A 16,450-nucleotide genomic window follows, 5' to 3' on the forward strand; every position below is an offset into this window, starting at 1 on the left:
TCCAGCGGTCGGGGCGCTACGCGCTCCGACTGCCCGGGTCTGCCTCGTCCAGGCGGGCGTCGGGCGAACTCGCTGCGCCTCGCACGCGAGGCTCCACTCAGACAGCGCCCGCCGACACCCCCCGCCTTCCCTTCGTCAGCACCCGGCGCTGGCCGAATGACCGGACGGGACCCACCCCTCGCCCTGCGGCTGCGTTGATGACATGCATCGGGGGATATGTGGCGGCGGGTGTTAAAGTGCATAGATGAAGCGTGCCACGCAGACCGAATCTATGGGGTACGCAAGACAACCTGCCCCCGTCCCGCCTCACCCAGTTCCGCTACCAGGCTACCGGCCGAATCTTCTGCCACTGCAAAAACGATTTCAACCTGAACACCGTGCCTCACCTCGGACAAGGCACCGCCCGCCGCTTCGATTTTGCGGCGAACCAGCCCCTCCAGTGCGTAGGGCGCCTGGCAAAGCAAGGTTCTGGTGGAGACGATGGGCACGCGGGTCGCCCCATTGAGCGCCTGGACCACGCATTCGGTGTATGCCCTCACCAGCCCTCCCGCCCCAAGCTTCACGCCCCCGAAATAGCGCACGACCGTTGCCAGCACACCGTCCAGATCCTGGCGCTGCAATACATTCAGCATAGGACGCCCCGCCGTGCCGGAAGGTTCGCCATCATCGACGGCGGCCGACTGCCCGCCGGCGAGCAGCGCCCAACAGACATGTTTCGCATCCGGATGCTGGCCGCGCACCGCGATGACCACATCCCGCGCAGCCGCTCGATCCGCAACCGGCCGCACACTCCCGATGAATCGGCTCTTCTTGACGATGAGCTCGCTCTGGGCAACGCATGAGATGGTTTGTGGCATGAGCGTAGATTACTTGATTCCCTACTCGCAATGGTCTGCCGCAGAACCTTTCTTATTCCTCCGCAAGCGGCCTTCCCACCGATCGTTCACCGGTTTTCAGGTGATTGTCCTGCGCAAATTCATAGGCGAACTTCCAGGCCAGAGGCTCCAGTTCACGCAAGCGCTGATCCACGACAACGCAACGCACGCCATCGATGAGCGTGGGCACGGCATAGGGGGAGTATGTCAGGGGGCCACCGGTCACGCCCGCGGGTCGAAAAGGCGAGAGGACGCCGGCCAGCCGCTCGGCCCAATCGCTGGGCCGGAAACGTTGGCCATCCTGGGTAAGGCCATAGATGACGAGTTGTTGCACAATCGCTGACGTAGACATTCGCGTCGAATTGTACTCAATTTGGGCATGGCGGATTGCCCGGACGCGGCCGCATTGTATATGATTGATGCTTTCACCGAACAAATCCACGCGCCTGTCTCCATAAGGGACACAGGCAGGGACGTTTTTTCACTCAGGGTTCACCATGGCTTTTGCTACACCCCAGACAGGCCCGCTCAGGCACTTTTTGCAGTTTCGCGACCTCACCAAAGACGAAATCCACTATGTGCTCGAGCGCGCGCGCCTGATCAAAGACAAATTCAAACGCTACGAGCCTCACCACACCCTGCACGATCGCAACCTGGCCATGGTCTTCGAAAAAGCCAGCACCCGCACTCGCGTGTCGTTCGAGGCCGGCATGTATCAATTGGGAGGTTCGGTCATACACCTGACCACCAGCGATTCGCAACTGGGGCGCGCCGAACCCATCGAAGACACGGCCCGCGTCATCTCGCGCATGGTCGACCTGGTCATGATCCGCACGTTCGAGCAAACCCGCATCGAGCGGTTTGCCTCTCATTCGCGCGTACCGGTCATCAACGGCCTGACCAACGAATTTCATCCTTGCCAGATTCTCGCCGATATCTTTACGTTTAACGAGCACCTGGGCTCTATCGAAGGCAAAACCGTGGCGTGGATAGGCGATGCCAACAATATGGCCTACACCTGGCTGCAAGCGGCGGAAATGCTGGGCTTTCGCCTGCACGTATCGGCTCCTTTGGGCTACAGGCTCGACCGGCAGCGCATAGGCGAGCCCTCGGACGCCGTGCTGCGCGAATTTACCGACCCCATGGAAGCCTGCCGGGGAGCGCATCTGGTCACCACCGATGTCTGGACCAGCATGGGCTACGAAGACGAAAACGAGGAACGCCGCCGTGCGTTTGCCGATTGGTGCGTCGATGCCGACATGATGGCCGTGGCCGATCCCAAAGCCCTCTTTATGCATTGTCTGCCGGCCCACCGCGGCGAAGAAGTCACCGGCGAAGTCATCGACGGCCCGCAAAGCGTGGTTTGGGACGAAGCCGAAAACCGCCTGCATGCGCAAAAAGCGCTAATGGAATTCCTGCTGCTGGGCCGGGTTGAATAGATTTTAGCGTTGCATGACAGGCACAAGGCCTGTCACTACAAAACCCTGTCAGTTCCAGAAAAGCCCCGCCAGCGACGGCAAAATCCTGTCGGCCGTGGCATGCGATAATCGACCCTACACATTTCATGGCCTGTCTCGTTAAGTACAGCCCCTTTTGTTAAAAAACCCTGTTCCAGCCTCCCGCTTGAAAACTCTGCTCGCCCCTCTGGACCAGCTTGCCGATTTTGATGAAATCATTGACGTCCGCACACCGCTGGAATACGCTGACGACCATATTCCAGGCGCCATCAACGCGCCGGTTCTCAGCAACGAAGAGCGTGTCACCGTCGGCACCCTATACCGCCAGGTATCGGCCTTTGAGGCGACCAAGGTGGGGGCGGCGATGGTCGCCAAAAACATCGGCCTGCATCTGGAAACCCTATTCGCCGACCGGCTCCGCCAATGGCGGCCGCTGATCTATTGCTGGCGCGGGGGCAAGCGCTCGGGCTCGATGACGACCTGGTTCAATATGATAGGCTGGCAGGCCCGGCAGCTCGATGGCGGCTACAAAACCTACCGCCGCTGGGTGATTGACTCACTCGAACACCTGCCCACCGAATTCCAGTACATCGTTCTGACCGGGCACACAGGCACCGGCAAGACTCGCCTGCTGCAGGCTCTACGCCAAGCCGGCGCCCAGGTGCTCGATCTGGAGCAACTCGCCTGCCATCGCGGCTCCTTGCTGGGCGCGCTGCCGGGCCACGAGCAGCCTTCGCAAAAACGCTTTGAATCGGATCTGGTAACGGCATTGACTCAGTTCGATCCGGCCAGACCGGTTTTCGTCGAAGCGGAGAGCAGCCGAATCGGGTCGATCAGCGTCTCCAAACTGCTGCTCAACACCTTCCACCGCAGCACCTGCGTCAACGTGCAGGCCAGCCTCGACGACCGCATTACCTTTCTGCTGCAAGACTATGGGCACCTGTTCAACGACCCCGGGCACTTCAAACAGTTGCTGAACCGGCTTGTCGGCCTGCACAGCAAAAAGACGATCGATCATTGGCACCAACTGATCGACGCGAGTGCGCATGCCGAGTTATTCAGCGAACTGGTCCAACTGCATTACGACCCAGCCTACGCGCGCAGTAGCCACGAACATTTCGCGGGCTTGTCCGACGCCCCCACGTTCACGTTCCGCCCCAATGCCGTGGACAACCTTGAACAGGCCGAAAGCCTGCTGCGGGAAATCGAGCACAAGGGGTGCCGTTACAAATTGAAAGACTGACCTGATGAACGACACAAGCACCCCGCCACGCCTGACCGAACTCTCCCACGGAGGCGGTTGCGGCTGCAAAATTTCGCCCGCCGTCCTCGCCGGGCTACTCAAGAACATCACCCCCTCCCAGGCCTTCCCAGACTTATTGGTCGGCACCGAAAACTCGGACGACGCCGCCGTCTACCGGCTTAACGACGAGCAGGCGATCGTCGCGACGACCGACTTTTTTATGCCCATCGTGGACGACCCCTTCGATTTCGGCCGGATCGCCGCGGCCAATGCGCTGTCGGATGTCTACGCCATGGGCGGCAAGCCGATTCTTGCACTGGCCCTGGTCGGCATGCCCATCAACGTTCTGCCTCATGAAACCATTGCCCGAATACTCGAAGGCGGCGCCTCGGTGTGTGCGGCTGCGGGCATCCCGGTGGCGGGCGGCCATTCCATTGACTCGGTCGAACCCATCTACGGTCTGGCCGCGCTAGGTGTAGTGCATCCGCAATATTTAATGCGCAACGGCGGCGCACATCCCGGCGACGTACTGGTGCTGGGCAAGCCCCTGGGCGTAGGCGTACTGTCGGCCGCACTGAAGAAAAACCGACTGGACGAAGCCGGCTACAAAAGCCTGATCGACACGACGACACGCCTGAACCTTCCCGGCATCAAGCTAGCCGCCCTGGCCGGCGTGCACGCCATGACGGATGTGACCGGCTTCGGACTGCTGGGCCACACGCTGGAACTATGCCGCGGGTCGGGGCTGACGGCCCACATTCACTACGCGGCCCTGCCCTGGATACACGGCGTGCCTGAACTGGCGGGGGCCGGCATTTATACCGGAGCATCGGCGCGCAACTGGGCGTCGTATGGCGCCGATGTCCAGTTGGCGAGTCGCCTGCCCGACATCGCGCGTACCCTGCTTACCGACCCGCAAACCTCGGGCGGACTGCTGGTCGCCTGCGCGCCGTCGGCCGTCAATACGGTGCTGGACCTATTCCACGGCGGCGGCTTCGAGCAAGCGTGCGTGATTGGGGAAATGACGCAAGGCGCGGCGCAGGTTGTTGCGGCATAAATCGTTGCGTGGTATCGAAACAATATATAGTACAAAAAGCGGATTTTTTCCTTTACTTTTTCCTTTACTTTTGATATGTACAAGTTTTACTATCGGTAGACGGGCGCTCGCCGCTCTGAACAAGACGAATGCCTGCATCTCTATAGGAGAGAGTCATGGCAAACGACATACCGAAGAGCCGCACACGGCGAAACATTTCCACTCGGCCTGCGTTCAAAACCAACCTGCATCGGCGACACCTCCTTCAAGCCGCCAGCGCGGCCGGGCTGGCCACCAGCATCGGCCCTCTGTTTTTCATCAACTCACACGCGGCGCAACGCACCCTCAAGGTGCTGCAGTGGAATCACTTCGTACCCGCCTATGACAAGTGGTTCGACAATACCTACGTAAAAGAGTGGGGGCAAAAAAACGACACCCAGGTCATCGTGGATCACGTCGGAATTCCGGCCTTGAGCACTCGTGCGGCGGCCGAGGTGTCGGCACAAAAGGGGCATGACCTGTTCATGTTCCTGTCGCCGCCCCCCGTCTACGAAGATCAGGTCATCGATCACCGCGAAATCTACGAAGAATGCGAACACAAGCACGGCAAGGCCATCGATCTGGCCGTTAAAAGCACCTACAACCCCAAAACAAAGAAATATTTCGCCTTTTCCGACAGCTTCGTGCCCGACCCCATCAACTATCGCAAGGATCTTTGGGACGATGCCGGCCTGGCGGCTCCCGACTCGTGGGACGATGTGCTCACGGCCGGACGCAAGATCAAGCAAAAACACAATATCCCCGTGGGAATAGGCTTGTCGGCCGAGCTAGATACCGCAATGGCGATGCGCACCGTGTTATTTGCCTTTGGCGGCTCAATACAAAACGAGACTGGCACTGTCGTTCTGGACTCCAAGCCAACGCTGGACGCGATCAAGTTTGTCAAAACCCTGTATCGCGACACCATGACTCCGGAAGTCATGGCATGGGACCCCTCATCGAACAACCGCGCCATGCTGGCGGGCAAAATTTCACTTTGCCTGAACGCCATTTCGATTACTCGCGAAGGAGAAAACAAAAATATCCCCATTACGCCGCAGATTCAGCTCACCCAGGCATTGCGAGGGCCAGCGCGACGCATAGGCATGGAACACGTGATGGATTGCTACGTAATCTGGAAGTTTGCCGAAAACATCGACGGCGCCAAGAAATTCCTGGTGGACTACATCGACAACTTCAGACAGGGCTTTCTGGGCAGCCAATTCTATAACTTTCCCTGTTTTCCCAGCACGGTGCCGGATCTGGAAAAACTGATCGGCGACGATCCCAAGGCCCAACCCCGCGACAAATACAAAGTGTTGGGCACCCTGATGCATCAGGCGACCAATGTGGGCTATCCCGGCTACGCCAATGCGGCCATTGACGAAATTTTCAACACATGGGTGCTCAACACCCTGTTCGCCAAGGCGGCCACCGGAGCCGAAACTCCCGAGAACGCACTGAAGCAAGCCGATGCGGCATGCAAACGCATTTTTGCCAAATGGCACGAGCGCGGCATGGTGTGATGCAATGAACAATCACGCGAGAACCAAGAAAAATGGCTACGGTAGAAACTCGCTCGCTTACCAAACGCTTCGATGGCGGCAACGCCGTGGACAGCGTCGATCTGGCCGTGCGCGAAGCCGAGTTTCTGGTGCTGCTGGGGCCGTCCGGATCAGGCAAGACCACTCTGCTGCGCATGATCGCCGGGCTGGAGACGCCAAGTTCGGGCGACATTCTGGTCGATGGGCGCAACGTAACCGACTTGCCCCCGCGAGCACGCAACATGGCCATGGTGTTCCAGAGCTATGCCCTGTATCCGCACCTGAGCGTCTACCGCAACATTGCATTTCCACTCCAGGCACAAGGCGTGCCGCACGAAGCAATCCGCAGCAAGGTGGACTGGGCCGCCAAACTGTTTGGCATCGATCAATTACTTCAACGCAAGCCACGTCAACTATCGGGCGGCGAACGTCAAAGGGTGGCGCTGGCTCGCGCGGTCGTGCGCGAGCCCGTGGTTTTCCTGCTCGATGAGCCTTTATCCAACCTCGATGCAAAGCTGCGCATCTCGGCACGTGACGAACTCCAGCAGTTCCAGCGACGGCTGAAAACCACAGCGATCTACGTCACCCACGACCAAATCGAAGCCTTGGGCCTGGGCGACCGCATAGCCATTCTGGACCACGGCCGGATTCATCAGATCGGCACGCCGCAAGATGTATACGAACGTCCTGCCAATACCTTTGTGGCCACATTCATCGGCTCGCCACCCATGAATCTGGTGCCCGAAGCCGGGAAACCCACAACAGGCTTTCGCCCCGAACATTTCCTGCCAAGCCAAGCGTATGCGGCGGATGTGGCCGCCACCTCATTTCCGTTCCAGGTCACGCGAATCGAAAATCTGGGCTCGGATCGTCTGGTGTATGGAGTGCTGGAGCCTCCCATGGCTCACGCGAAGGTCATATCGCGTATTCCGTGCACGATTGAAACTCCTATCGAGACGGGCGCGCGTTATTCGTTCGCCGTGCGTCGCCGCGACCTGAAGTGGTTCGACCCGCAATCAGGCTTAAGACTGGCAAGCCCGCCATGAGTACGCATGCGTCAACCACTGCGACACCGCCCCGCCAGGCGCGACGGCTGCTTGAGAACGACAAGTGGTTGGGTCGCTGCATGCTCGCGCCGGCTATTACTTACATTACGCTCCTGGTCGGCTTCCCCTTCCTGCTATCAATCTACTACAGCCTGTCGGACGCAACCGTTGGCAGCTATGCACTGCATTTTGTCGGACTGGAGAATTTCCGGCGAATTCTCGATAGCGATACCTTCTGGCGCTCAATGCGCAACACGCTGGTCTTCACGCTGGCGTCGCAGTTTCTCGTCGTAGTACTGGCCAAGATTCTGGCCATGGCGCTGTACCGCGATTTTCGCGGCAAATGGCTGGTGCGCTTGCTGATCTTGCTGCCCTGGGTTGCGCCGATTTCATTGGGCGCGATAGGCTGGCTATGGATTTTCGATCCTGTATATAGCGTCATCAACCGGATTCTGCAAATGACCGGCGTGCTGGGCCCCAACACCTGGCCGGTCTGGCTGGGACAACCCGACCTGGCCATGATATCGATTATTGCGGTCGATATATGGCGGCTGCTTCCCCTTGCTACCGTCATTATTCTTGCCGGCCTCAGCGGCATACCCCAGGATATACACGATGCGGCCGCCATGGACGGCGCCGGTTTCTGGCGGCACCTGTTTCGCATCAATCTCCCGCTGGTCATGCCGATTATGCTGGTGGCGCTGCTGTTCGGCATCGTATTCACCTTTACCGACATGATCATTATTTACATCCTGACCCGCGGCGGACCTTATGACACCACCCAGGTACTGGCCAGCCTGGCATTCTTCAGCGGCATACAAGGGGGCGACCTGGCCGAAGGCGCGGCGATTTCACTATTCCTTTTCCCCTTGCTGGTGGCGGTAGTGGTACTGCTGCTGACCATCGCGCGGCGCGCCGAGGTGACCTGATATGCGTCTGACCCTGACACGCACAAAACGCTGGGGCGCGCGAGCCGGCCACTTTGGCATTCTTGCCGCCTTCGTCGCTTTCACCGCCTTCCCCTTCTACTGGATGCTGATCACCACATTCAAAAGCACGCTGGATCTGGTCAATACTGCCAACAATCCCTTCATCTTCAATAGCGCCCCCACTTTGGACAATCTACGCGTCCTGCTTTTCGATACCCAGTATTTGCGCTGGATACTCAATACGTTGCTGGTTGGCTTTCTGGTGGTCATTATTACGCTGCTGCTTGCCGTGCCCGCCGGCTATAGCCTGGCGCGCCTTTCAGGGCGCTGGGGCAAGCAACTGGCGATCGGCATCTTTTTGACTTACCTGATTCCACCCACCATTCTCTTCATTCCCTTTTCCCGCATTGTGGGCGCACTGGGCCTGCAGGACTCGCTCTGGTCGCTCGTGTTGGTGTATCCAAGCTTTACCGTGCCCTTTTGCTCCTGGCTGATGATGGGCTTCTTCAAGGCCGTGCCGCACGATATCGAAGAGGCGGCCATGATGGACGGCCTGAGCCGCTTTGGCGCCTTTCTGAAGGTCGTCGTGCCGCTTTCCTCGGCGGGGATACTGACCGTGGTCATTTTCACTCTCACCCTGGTCATGCAGGAATTCATCTATGCCCTGACGTTCATCACCAGCTCATCCCAATACACGGTAAGCGTCGGCGTGCCCACTTTCCTGGTGCGCGGCGACGTGTATTTCTGGGGCTCCCTAATGGGCGCCTGTCTGATCGTCAGCATACCCATCGCGGTGTTATACAACTTTTTTGTAGACCGCTTTGTGGCGGGATTTACCGTGGGCGCGGTGAAATGATCGCCCCCTCCTGCGCGCTCAGGGCCGGCCAGGCGGGCCCTAATCCTTATTGGCAATGTGGTTCAAGCCCTGTTTGACGAATCGGCTATCTATAATAAAAACGTATACATGGCGATGATCGCCAACCACCCGGGAGGCGGGTTTTGGCACTTCCGGGGAACTCCTCAATATGCTGCCCCAAATTCAACTTCAGGATATTCATCATGGCCCATGACTCAGCTATTCCGGTATCTGCTGAAAACACCTATCCGTTCGACGCGCGCGGCGTCGCCAAGCGATTTCGCCACGCCGCCATTTTTGGCGCCCTATCGGCCCTGGGCGCCGGGGAAACCATGCGTTTTTGCAACGACCACGATCCGCTCCCTTTGCTTTCGCAAATTCAGGGCCACTTCGGCGACCAGGTACAGATCAAGTACGTATCACGCGAGCCCGGCCAGATCGTGATCGACTTTTTGATACAAGGCTAGATCTTTTGATACAAGGCTAGATCAACACAACTTGCATAGGCACGGTTTTGTAGCGGCAGCTCTTGTTGCTGCCGTCTCATCAACGCGCAAGGACGAATAAGCCCGAAAATGTCGCAAACAGCCTTATACTGAAGCGTGATGTTTTTTTTATCCGCTACATCCACACTGCGAGGTTCGACCATGGCTATTCAACTATTGAAGCTTACGTGTAAAACTCTGGCTATTTGTGCGTTAGGCGCTGGGCTCATGCCCTCGATCGCGTCAGCGGCCGGCAACAAAACCAATGCAGACATCCAGGCGCAATACCGGGCCGATGTGGCCCATTGCAAAAGCCCTCAGGCTACCCAGGATCGCAACACGTGCATGAAGGAAGCCGGGGCGGCAATGGAAGAAGCCCGACGCAACCAACTGGTGACAGGCAACCCTAATTATCAGCAAGACGCGGTAAACCGCTGCAAAGCTTTACCTACCGACCGGCAACAGGACTGCCTGATGCAAATGTCGGGACAAGATACGGTCACTAAAGGCAGCGTCGACAGCGGCGGCATTCTTAGAGAAACCACCATCACCGTACCCGCCAAACAATAAGTTGCTTGGCCTCTACACGGGTTCGCGGCGTTGCCGCGAACTTTTTTTTCAGCCCACGAAAGACCACAAGCCCAAGTATCGTACTATTGAATTCGATTCATTCAAACGACGATAAGGACAGATGTCGCTGGCTCCCATTCTCATCCTGCCCTTCGCGGGCAGTCTTGCAGTCGCCTTGCTCCCGGCCAACGCACGCAACCTGGAAGCATGGCTGGCGGGCGCCGTCGCACTGGCCTGCTCGGTGCTGGTCGTTCTGCAATTTCCGCACGTCGCACAGGGTGGAGTCGTCAGAGCCGCCATCCCGTGGATTCCCACCCTAGGTATCGATTTTTCGTTACGGCTGGACGGTTATGCCTGGCTTTTCGCCCTGCTCATCACCACCATGGGCGCACTGGTAGTGCTGTATGCCCGTTATTACCTTTCGCCCGCCGATCCGACGGCACGCTTCTTCGCTTTTTTCCTGGCCTTCATGGGTTCGATGCTGGGCATCGTGCTGTCGGGCAACCTGGTACAGCTGGTCATCTTCTGGGAGATGACCAGCCTGTCCTCGTTCATGCTGATCGCGTACTGGCACCATCGCCTTGACGCCCGGCGCGGGGCACGCATGGCGTTCACCATGACAGCGGCAGGCGGCTTGTGCCTGCTGGCCGGCGTACTGATGCTGGGCCATATCGTCGGCAGCTACGAGCTCGACCAGGTTCTGGCCTCCGGCGCCCTGGTGCGCCATCACCCGTGGTATCCGGCCATCCTGGCGCTGATCGCCATCGGCGCCTTGAGCAAGAGCGCCCAATTCCCTTTTCACGTCTGGTTGCCCAATGCCATGGCCGCGCCCACTCCGGTCTCGGCCTACCTGCATTCAGCCACGATGGTGATGGCGGGCGTATTTTTGCTGGCGCGCCTATGGCCCGTCCTATCAGGCACCGAAGAATGGTTCTGGATCATTAGTGGCACCGGTCTGTGCTCTCTGGTCCTGGGTGCTTGCGCCGCCACATTCCAGCAAGACATGAAGGGCGTTCTGGCTTACTCGACCATCAGCCACCTTGGGCTAATCACGTTGCTACTGGGGATGAACAGCGAGCTGGCTCTTGCGGCGGCGATTTTCCATATGATCAACCATGCGACCTTCAAAGCGTCGTTGTTCATGGCGGCCGGCATCGTCGATCACGAAACCGGCACCCGCGACCTGGGACGCCTGTCGGGCCTGCGTCGAGCCATGCCGATCACGACCCTGTTGGCGACCGTGGCCGCGGCATCGATGGCGGGCGTACCGCTGCTCAATGGCTTCATTTCCAAGGAAATGTTCTTTGCCGAAACCGTATTCATCAGCGGCGACTGGTTCCGGAATTTCGGCTTGCCGATTGCCGCGGTGGTGGCTGCCGCATTCAGCGTCGCCTATTCGATCCGTTTCATCTCGCAGGTTTTCTTTGGACCGGCAGCGCGCGATCTGCCCCGAGCACCGCACGAACCGCCGCTGTGGATGCTCGTACCCAGCGCCCTGCTGGTACTGGCCTGCCTGGTGGTCGGGATGCTGCCCAGCATCACGCTTGGGCCGCTGCTGCACGTCGCTATCCGGTCGATATTAGGACCCGCAACACCCAGCTATGACCTGGCCATATGGCATGGCTTCAACCTGCCGCTCGCCATGAGCTTGCTGGCTCTGATCGGCGGAGTTCTGCTGCTTTACGTGCTGCGCAGGCGTCATCGCGCCGAGCCGGCCAAAGCTCCTTTTATTTACCATTTTGATGGCCGGCGCAGCTACGGATACCTGCTTGAGTGGCTACACGAATTCGCGTCCTTCCTGCACGCGCGAAGCTTTACCACCCGCCTCCAGCCGCAACTCCTGCTGGTGTTCGCAGCCACGTTGCTGGTAGCGCTCCTGCCGTTGCTCGGACACCCTTGGCCCAAGCCGTCGATCGGCGTCCCTCTCGATCCTTTATTCGCGCTGCTATGGGTGGCCGGTGGCCTCTGCGCGATCGGGGCCGCAACCCAGGCCAAGTATCGGCGCCTTGCGGCGCTGACCATGGCCGGTGGCGCCGGACTCGCCACCAGCCTGACCTTCGCCTGGTTTTCAGCGCCGGACCTCGCGTTGACCCAGCTCGCGGTCGAGATCGTCACGGTCATCCTGATTCTGCTGGGATTGCGCTGGCTGCCGCCCCGCGTCGCAGCGGCCGAAACCGTCCCGGCCGCACCTCACGCACATGCGCGGCGCGTCCGCGACCTGACCATTGCACTATTGTGCGGCGCAGGGCTGGCGGCCCTGGCCTACGCGGTGATGACCCGGCCCGGCCACAGCCAGACCTCCCTATTCTTCCTGGATCGAGCGCTCCCCGACGGCGGCGGCACCAATGTCGTCAACGTGATCCTGGTTGATTTCCGCGGTTTCGACACACTGGGCGAAATCACGGTGCTGGGCATCGTGGCCCTGACCGTCTATGCGCTGCTGAGACGCTTTCGCCCACCGCCCGAGAGCATCGACGCCCCCGGATTGCACGAGCCGGCCGGCAGCAATCCCGATCCCGACGCGCTGATTTCTTCCGGGCCCATGAAAATACCGGCGGTACTTACACGTTTGCTGACACCCATGGCGGCCCTGCTTTCCCTCTTTTTCCTGCTGCGCGGACACAACCTGCCGGGCGGCGGTTTTGTGGCTGGGCTCATCATGGCCGTAACCATTATCCTTCAATATGTGGTGGGCGGCGTCGTATGGGTCGAAGCGCGCCCGCGCCCACGCCTGCAGCCGCAAACCTGGATGGCGCTAGGCCTGTTGACAGCAGGCCTGATCGCCATCTCGTCCTGGTGGTCGAGGCAAACATTCCTGACGGCCCAGGGCTGGGACCTGCTCATGCCGCTCATCGGGTCCATCCATATAAGCACCACGCTGATCTTCGATGCGGGCGTATATATGCTCGTGATCGGCGCCACCGCCCTGATCCTGCTCGTGCTGGCGCATCAGTCATTAAGGTTCTCCCGCCAACCCCCCACCACCCAGGCACGAACCAACCTCACAAACCGGAGAGCGCCTCAATGGAAATAATTATCGCGCTGGCCATAGGCATACTCGCAGGCTCGGGCATCTGGTTGCTGCTGCGGCCTCGCACCTTCCAGGTCATCATCGGCCTGTCGCTGTTATCCTACGCCATCAATTTGTTCATATTCGGCATGGGGCGCTTGAACACGGGCAAAGCCCCGGTTATTCAACTCAGCAAAGGGGCTGACCCCAGCCTGTACGCCGACCCTTTGCCACAGGCCCTGATCCTGACCGCAATCGTCATCGGCTTTGCCACCACCGCCCTGTTCCTGGTCGTGCTGCTGGCCTCGCGCGGGCTTACCGGCACAGACCATGTTGACGGCAGGGAACCGACGCCGTGAATGACTGGCTGCTGCATTCACCGATATATCCGGTGGTCGTGCCGCTCGTTGCCGGCGCGGTCATGCTGCTGACCAAAGACACGCAACGTCTGAGCCGGTTAGGCATTGGCCTGGCTTCGGTATTCATCCAGCTTGTCGTGGCCATAGGGCTTTTATGCCTGACGGCGGGAATCATGCCGGATCTGTGGCCCAAAGGCATAGGTGTATATCTATTGGGCGACTGGCCGGCGCGCGCAGGCATCGTCGTCGTCGTCGACCGGCTGGCCGCCGTCATGCTCACACTGAGCGCCCTATTGGGCGGGGCCACGCTGATCTATGCCAGCGCACGGTGGGATCGCGTCGGCGTGCATTTCCACCCCTTGTTCCAGTTTTTGCTGATGGGCCTGAACGGCGCCTTTTTAACGGGCGACTTATTCAATCTGTTCGTGTTCTTCGAAGTGCTGCTGGCCGCGTCGTACGGGCTGATGTTGCATGGGTCGGGGACCACGCGGGTGACGGCCGGCATGCATTACATCGCGGTCAACCTGGTCGCTTCATTCATGCTGCTCATCGCCATCGCTCTTGTTTACGGGGTGACTGGAACCTTGAACATGGCCGACCTGGCGGTTCAGGCCGGGCGGCTGACGGGGGCCGATCGGCGCCTCTTCGAGACCGCCGCGGCTATTCTGGGCGTCGCGTTTCTCATCAAGGCTGCTGCGTGGCCGTTGAACTTCTGGCTGCCCGGCGCCTATGCCGGCGCCTGCGCCCCGGTAGCCGCCATTTTCGCCATCATGACCAAGGTGGGCATTTACGCGCTACTACGTATCGGCTCCCTGTTGTTGCCCACCGGCGCTCCCGCGGCATTCGGCGGCGCATGGATGTTCCCTGTGGGCCTGCTGACACTGCTTTTCGGCACTCTGGGGCTGCTGACCACCCAACAGACCGAACGCCTGGCCGGGTACTGCGTCATCGTTTCTTCCGGCACTCTGCTTGCTGCGCTGGGCATGCCTGGTGTCACTCTGACCGGGCCGGCGCTGTTCTATCTGATCAGTTCCGTTCTGGCCACAGGCGCATTTTTCATGTTGATCGAAATGGTCGAACGCACCCAGGTGTTTGGAGCCAACCTGCTGGCAATCAGCCAGGAAGCCTTTGAGCTCGACGATCCGCAAGCCCCGGACCAATCCGACGACGTCGTCGGCATCGCCATACCCAAGGCCATGGCGTTTTTAGGCCTGGCCTTCATATCCTGCACGTTGTTGCTCAGCGGCCTGCCGCCGCTATCGGGCTTTGTCGCCAAGTTTTCGCTGCTGGCGGCCGCGTTGCAGATGTCAGGGGCCGACGCGCCATCGTTCGATGCGTGGCTGCTCGTCATCGGGGTGCTGCTGTCGGGAATGGCGGCCGTCATTGCGCTGAGCCGCGCAGGCATTCACACTTTCTGGAGTTCGGGCGACGTGCATACCCCACGCCTGCACGCCAGCGAAGCGGCGCCTGTCGCGATGCTGGTGCTGGCATGTGTGGCGCTGACCATCTGGGCCGGACCGGTGAGCCGCTATCTCAACGACACGGCACGTTCACTGGACAACCCCGCTTCGTATATTGAGGCTGTGCTGTCGCAAAGCACCCAACGAACCACTGCGTTCGGGAGTCTGCCATGAAACGCCTGTTTCGCTCCCTGATCATGCCGGCATTTTTAACCGTTCTTTGGCTATTGTTGAACGATACCGTGGCACCCGAACAGATTTTGCTGGGCGCGGCAATTTCAATCGGTCTTGTGCGGATTGGGGCCAGGTTGCGGCCTTTGCAGGCGCACCCCAAGAAGCCATTGACGATCGCAAAACTTGTCTGCGCGGTCATTGCGGATATCGTACGGTCCAATCTGGCCGTGGGTCGGTTGATCTGGCCAGGCGCAGCCCGGGCCACGCCGGGTTTTGTGGCCATTCCCCTGGAACTGCGCGATCCGCATGGCCTGGCCGCGCTTGCCTGCATCATTACCTGTACGCCGGGGACGGTATGGGCCGGGCTTACCGACGATGACCGCATTCTGACGTTGCACGTGCTGGACCTGAAAGATGAGTCGCAATGGATTCGTACCGTCAAGCAACGCTACGAGCTTCCTCTGTTGGAGATATTCGAATGAACACTGTACTGGTTTGGGCCTATGCCTTTGCATTGGGCTGTTTCATCCTTGGGTTGATGTGCGCGACCTTGCGTCTGCTGCGCGGGCCGACTCCGTGCGACCGCGTTCTGGCGCTGGATACCATGTACATCAACGGGATGCTGATCATTCTGGTGTTGGGTATGCGAACCGGCACCAGCCTGTATTTCGATGTTGCCCTGGTGATCGCGCTGTTCGGTTTTGCAGGATCGGCCGCGACGGCCAAGTTTCTGTTGCGCGGGGAGGTGATTGAACCATGAACGCTATTCCTTTATGGGCGTCGATTCCGGCCGCGGTGCTGCTGGTTCTAAGCGGCCTGCTGACGCTCACCGGATCGTTGGGTTTGCTGAAATTCAAGGATTTTTATTCCCGCATTCATGCACCGACGATGGGCACTACGTTAGGCGCGGCTGGCGTGTTGTTGGCGTCGATGCTGGTGTCTTCGGCGCTGGCCGAGCGTGTGGTGCTGCACGAAATACTGATAGGCCTGTTTTTGATTATTACTCCGCCTATTACGACGTCGTTGCTGATGCAGGCTGCTTTGCATCGGGATGGGCGGGGGAAGGTTTAGTTCAATTTTTCATCGGTTGTGCTCTCGACTGGAATAGAGAGTTCTTGACACGCGGCGACGGGGATCGAAGTGGGGTGATGCTCGCCTCGCCTGGCCCTGACTGCGTCAGGGCTGCCCGCGGCCGAGGCCCAGCGCGGGGCGGGCGCCGAACTCCCAAGGGCGGCCAGTCCCCCGGACTGACCGCAAGCGCCTTGGTCGAACTGTCGTGGTCAAGTTTTAGTGGACAGTTTCAAGTGAGTTTTTTGGATCCTACTTTTTCATACACATCGGGCGCCAAATAGCCCAATGTGGAGTGC

Annotated in this window: 18 protein-coding genes; 16 read left to right on the forward strand and 2 right to left on the reverse strand. The window is 59.5% G+C overall.

All coding sequences use genetic code 11. The annotated features are described in order from the left end of the window. Window positions 1-248 (forward strand): hypothetical protein (locus EDC26_RS20260; RefSeq protein ID WP_207915218.1); only part of this gene is annotated, 248 nt, incomplete at its 5' end. Window positions 249-269: 21 nt separating this feature from the next. Here EDC26_RS20260 and EDC26_RS19685 read toward each other — a convergent pair. Both EDC26_RS19685 and EDC26_RS19690 read right to left on the reverse strand, forming a co-directional pair. Continuing rightward, window positions 270-857 (reverse strand): IMPACT family protein, encoded by a 588-nt coding sequence (locus EDC26_RS19685; RefSeq protein ID WP_132586331.1) that lies wholly within the window; start codon window positions 855-857, stop codon window positions 270-272. A 52-nt stretch (window positions 858-909) separates the two neighbouring features. Continuing rightward, window positions 910-1,227 carry a DUF3579 domain-containing protein gene (locus EDC26_RS19690; RefSeq protein ID WP_132586334.1) on the reverse strand — a complete coding sequence of 106 codons (318 nt, stop codon included), beginning with the start codon at window positions 1,225-1,227 and terminating at the stop codon, window positions 910-912. Window positions 1,228-1,372: 145 nt separating this feature from the next. On the opposite strand from EDC26_RS19690, the gene argF reads away from it, so the two are divergent. From argF to mnhG, 15 genes are all read left to right on the forward strand, one after another. After that, a complete protein-coding gene (gene argF / locus EDC26_RS19695; RefSeq protein ID WP_132586337.1) occupies window positions 1,373-2,314 on the forward strand; it encodes an ornithine carbamoyltransferase in 942 nt (313 codons plus the stop codon). Window positions 2,315-2,498: 184 nt separating this feature from the next. Continuing rightward, a complete protein-coding gene (gene mnmH / locus EDC26_RS19700) occupies window positions 2,499-3,575 on the forward strand; it encodes a tRNA 2-selenouridine(34) synthase MnmH (RefSeq protein WP_132586340.1) in 1,077 nt (358 codons plus the stop codon). Between the two features lie 4 nt (window positions 3,576-3,579). Further along, window positions 3,580-4,632 carry a selenide, water dikinase SelD gene (gene selD, locus EDC26_RS19705; RefSeq protein WP_132586343.1) on the forward strand — a complete coding sequence of 351 codons (1,053 nt, stop codon included), beginning with the start codon at window positions 3,580-3,582 and terminating at the stop codon, window positions 4,630-4,632. 155 nt (window positions 4,633-4,787) lie between these two features. Next, window positions 4,788-6,176 (forward strand): ABC transporter substrate-binding protein, encoded by a 1,389-nt coding sequence (locus tag EDC26_RS19710; RefSeq protein ID WP_132586346.1) that lies wholly within the window; start codon window positions 4,788-4,790, stop codon window positions 6,174-6,176. A 32-nt stretch (window positions 6,177-6,208) separates the two neighbouring features. Continuing rightward, window positions 6,209-7,240 carry an ABC transporter ATP-binding protein gene (locus tag EDC26_RS19715; protein ID WP_132586349.1) on the forward strand — a complete coding sequence of 344 codons (1,032 nt, stop codon included), beginning with the start codon at window positions 6,209-6,211 and terminating at the stop codon, window positions 7,238-7,240. Continuing rightward, window positions 7,237-8,169, forward strand: a complete 933-nt coding sequence (locus EDC26_RS19720) for a carbohydrate ABC transporter permease (RefSeq protein ID WP_132586352.1) — start codon at window positions 7,237-7,239, stop codon at window positions 8,167-8,169. Before EDC26_RS19715 ends, EDC26_RS19720 begins: the two co-directional genes overlap by 4 nt. Window position 8,170: 1 nt before the next feature. Beyond that, complete coding sequence (locus tag EDC26_RS19725) at window positions 8,171-9,025, forward strand: carbohydrate ABC transporter permease (RefSeq protein WP_132586355.1); 855 nt, start codon at window positions 8,171-8,173, stop codon at window positions 9,023-9,025. A 203-nt stretch (window positions 9,026-9,228) separates the two neighbouring features. Continuing rightward, window positions 9,229-9,492 (forward strand): DUF2249 domain-containing protein, encoded by a 264-nt coding sequence (locus tag EDC26_RS19730; protein ID WP_132586358.1) that lies wholly within the window; start codon window positions 9,229-9,231, stop codon window positions 9,490-9,492. 246 nt (window positions 9,493-9,738) lie between these two features. Continuing rightward, window positions 9,739-10,080, forward strand: coding sequence for a hypothetical protein (locus EDC26_RS19735; protein ID WP_132586361.1), 342 nt, complete (start codon window positions 9,739-9,741; stop codon window positions 10,078-10,080). Between the two features lie 121 nt (window positions 10,081-10,201). Further along, a complete protein-coding gene (locus tag EDC26_RS19740; protein WP_132586364.1) occupies window positions 10,202-13,114 on the forward strand; it encodes a monovalent cation/H+ antiporter subunit A in 2,913 nt (970 codons plus the stop codon). Beyond that, window positions 13,105-13,449: a Na+/H+ antiporter subunit C gene (locus tag EDC26_RS19745; RefSeq protein ID WP_132586367.1), complete on the forward strand. Its 345-nt coding sequence runs from the start codon at window positions 13,105-13,107 to the stop codon at window positions 13,447-13,449. The genes EDC26_RS19740 and EDC26_RS19745 overlap by 10 nt, the downstream gene beginning before the upstream one ends. Continuing rightward, window positions 13,446-15,083 carry a monovalent cation/H+ antiporter subunit D gene (locus EDC26_RS19750; RefSeq protein WP_132586370.1) on the forward strand — a complete coding sequence of 546 codons (1,638 nt, stop codon included), beginning with the start codon at window positions 13,446-13,448 and terminating at the stop codon, window positions 15,081-15,083. Before EDC26_RS19745 ends, EDC26_RS19750 begins: the two co-directional genes overlap by 4 nt. Continuing rightward, window positions 15,080-15,565 carry a Na+/H+ antiporter subunit E gene (locus EDC26_RS19755; protein ID WP_132586373.1) on the forward strand — a complete coding sequence of 162 codons (486 nt, stop codon included), beginning with the start codon at window positions 15,080-15,082 and terminating at the stop codon, window positions 15,563-15,565. Before EDC26_RS19750 ends, EDC26_RS19755 begins: the two co-directional genes overlap by 4 nt. After that, complete coding sequence (locus tag EDC26_RS19760; RefSeq protein WP_132586376.1) at window positions 15,562-15,843, forward strand: K+/H+ antiporter subunit F; 282 nt, start codon at window positions 15,562-15,564, stop codon at window positions 15,841-15,843. Before EDC26_RS19755 ends, EDC26_RS19760 begins: the two co-directional genes overlap by 4 nt. Continuing rightward, complete coding sequence (gene mnhG / locus EDC26_RS19765) at window positions 15,840-16,154, forward strand: monovalent cation/H(+) antiporter subunit G (protein WP_132586379.1); 315 nt, start codon at window positions 15,840-15,842, stop codon at window positions 16,152-16,154. Before EDC26_RS19760 ends, mnhG begins: the two co-directional genes overlap by 4 nt. The last annotated feature ends 296 nt before the right edge of the window (window positions 16,155-16,450 follow it).

This window comes from Paralcaligenes ureilyticus (assembly GCF_004346225.1).
GTDB classification, from domain to species: Bacteria; Pseudomonadota; Gammaproteobacteria; order Burkholderiales; family Burkholderiaceae_B; genus Paralcaligenes; species Paralcaligenes ureilyticus.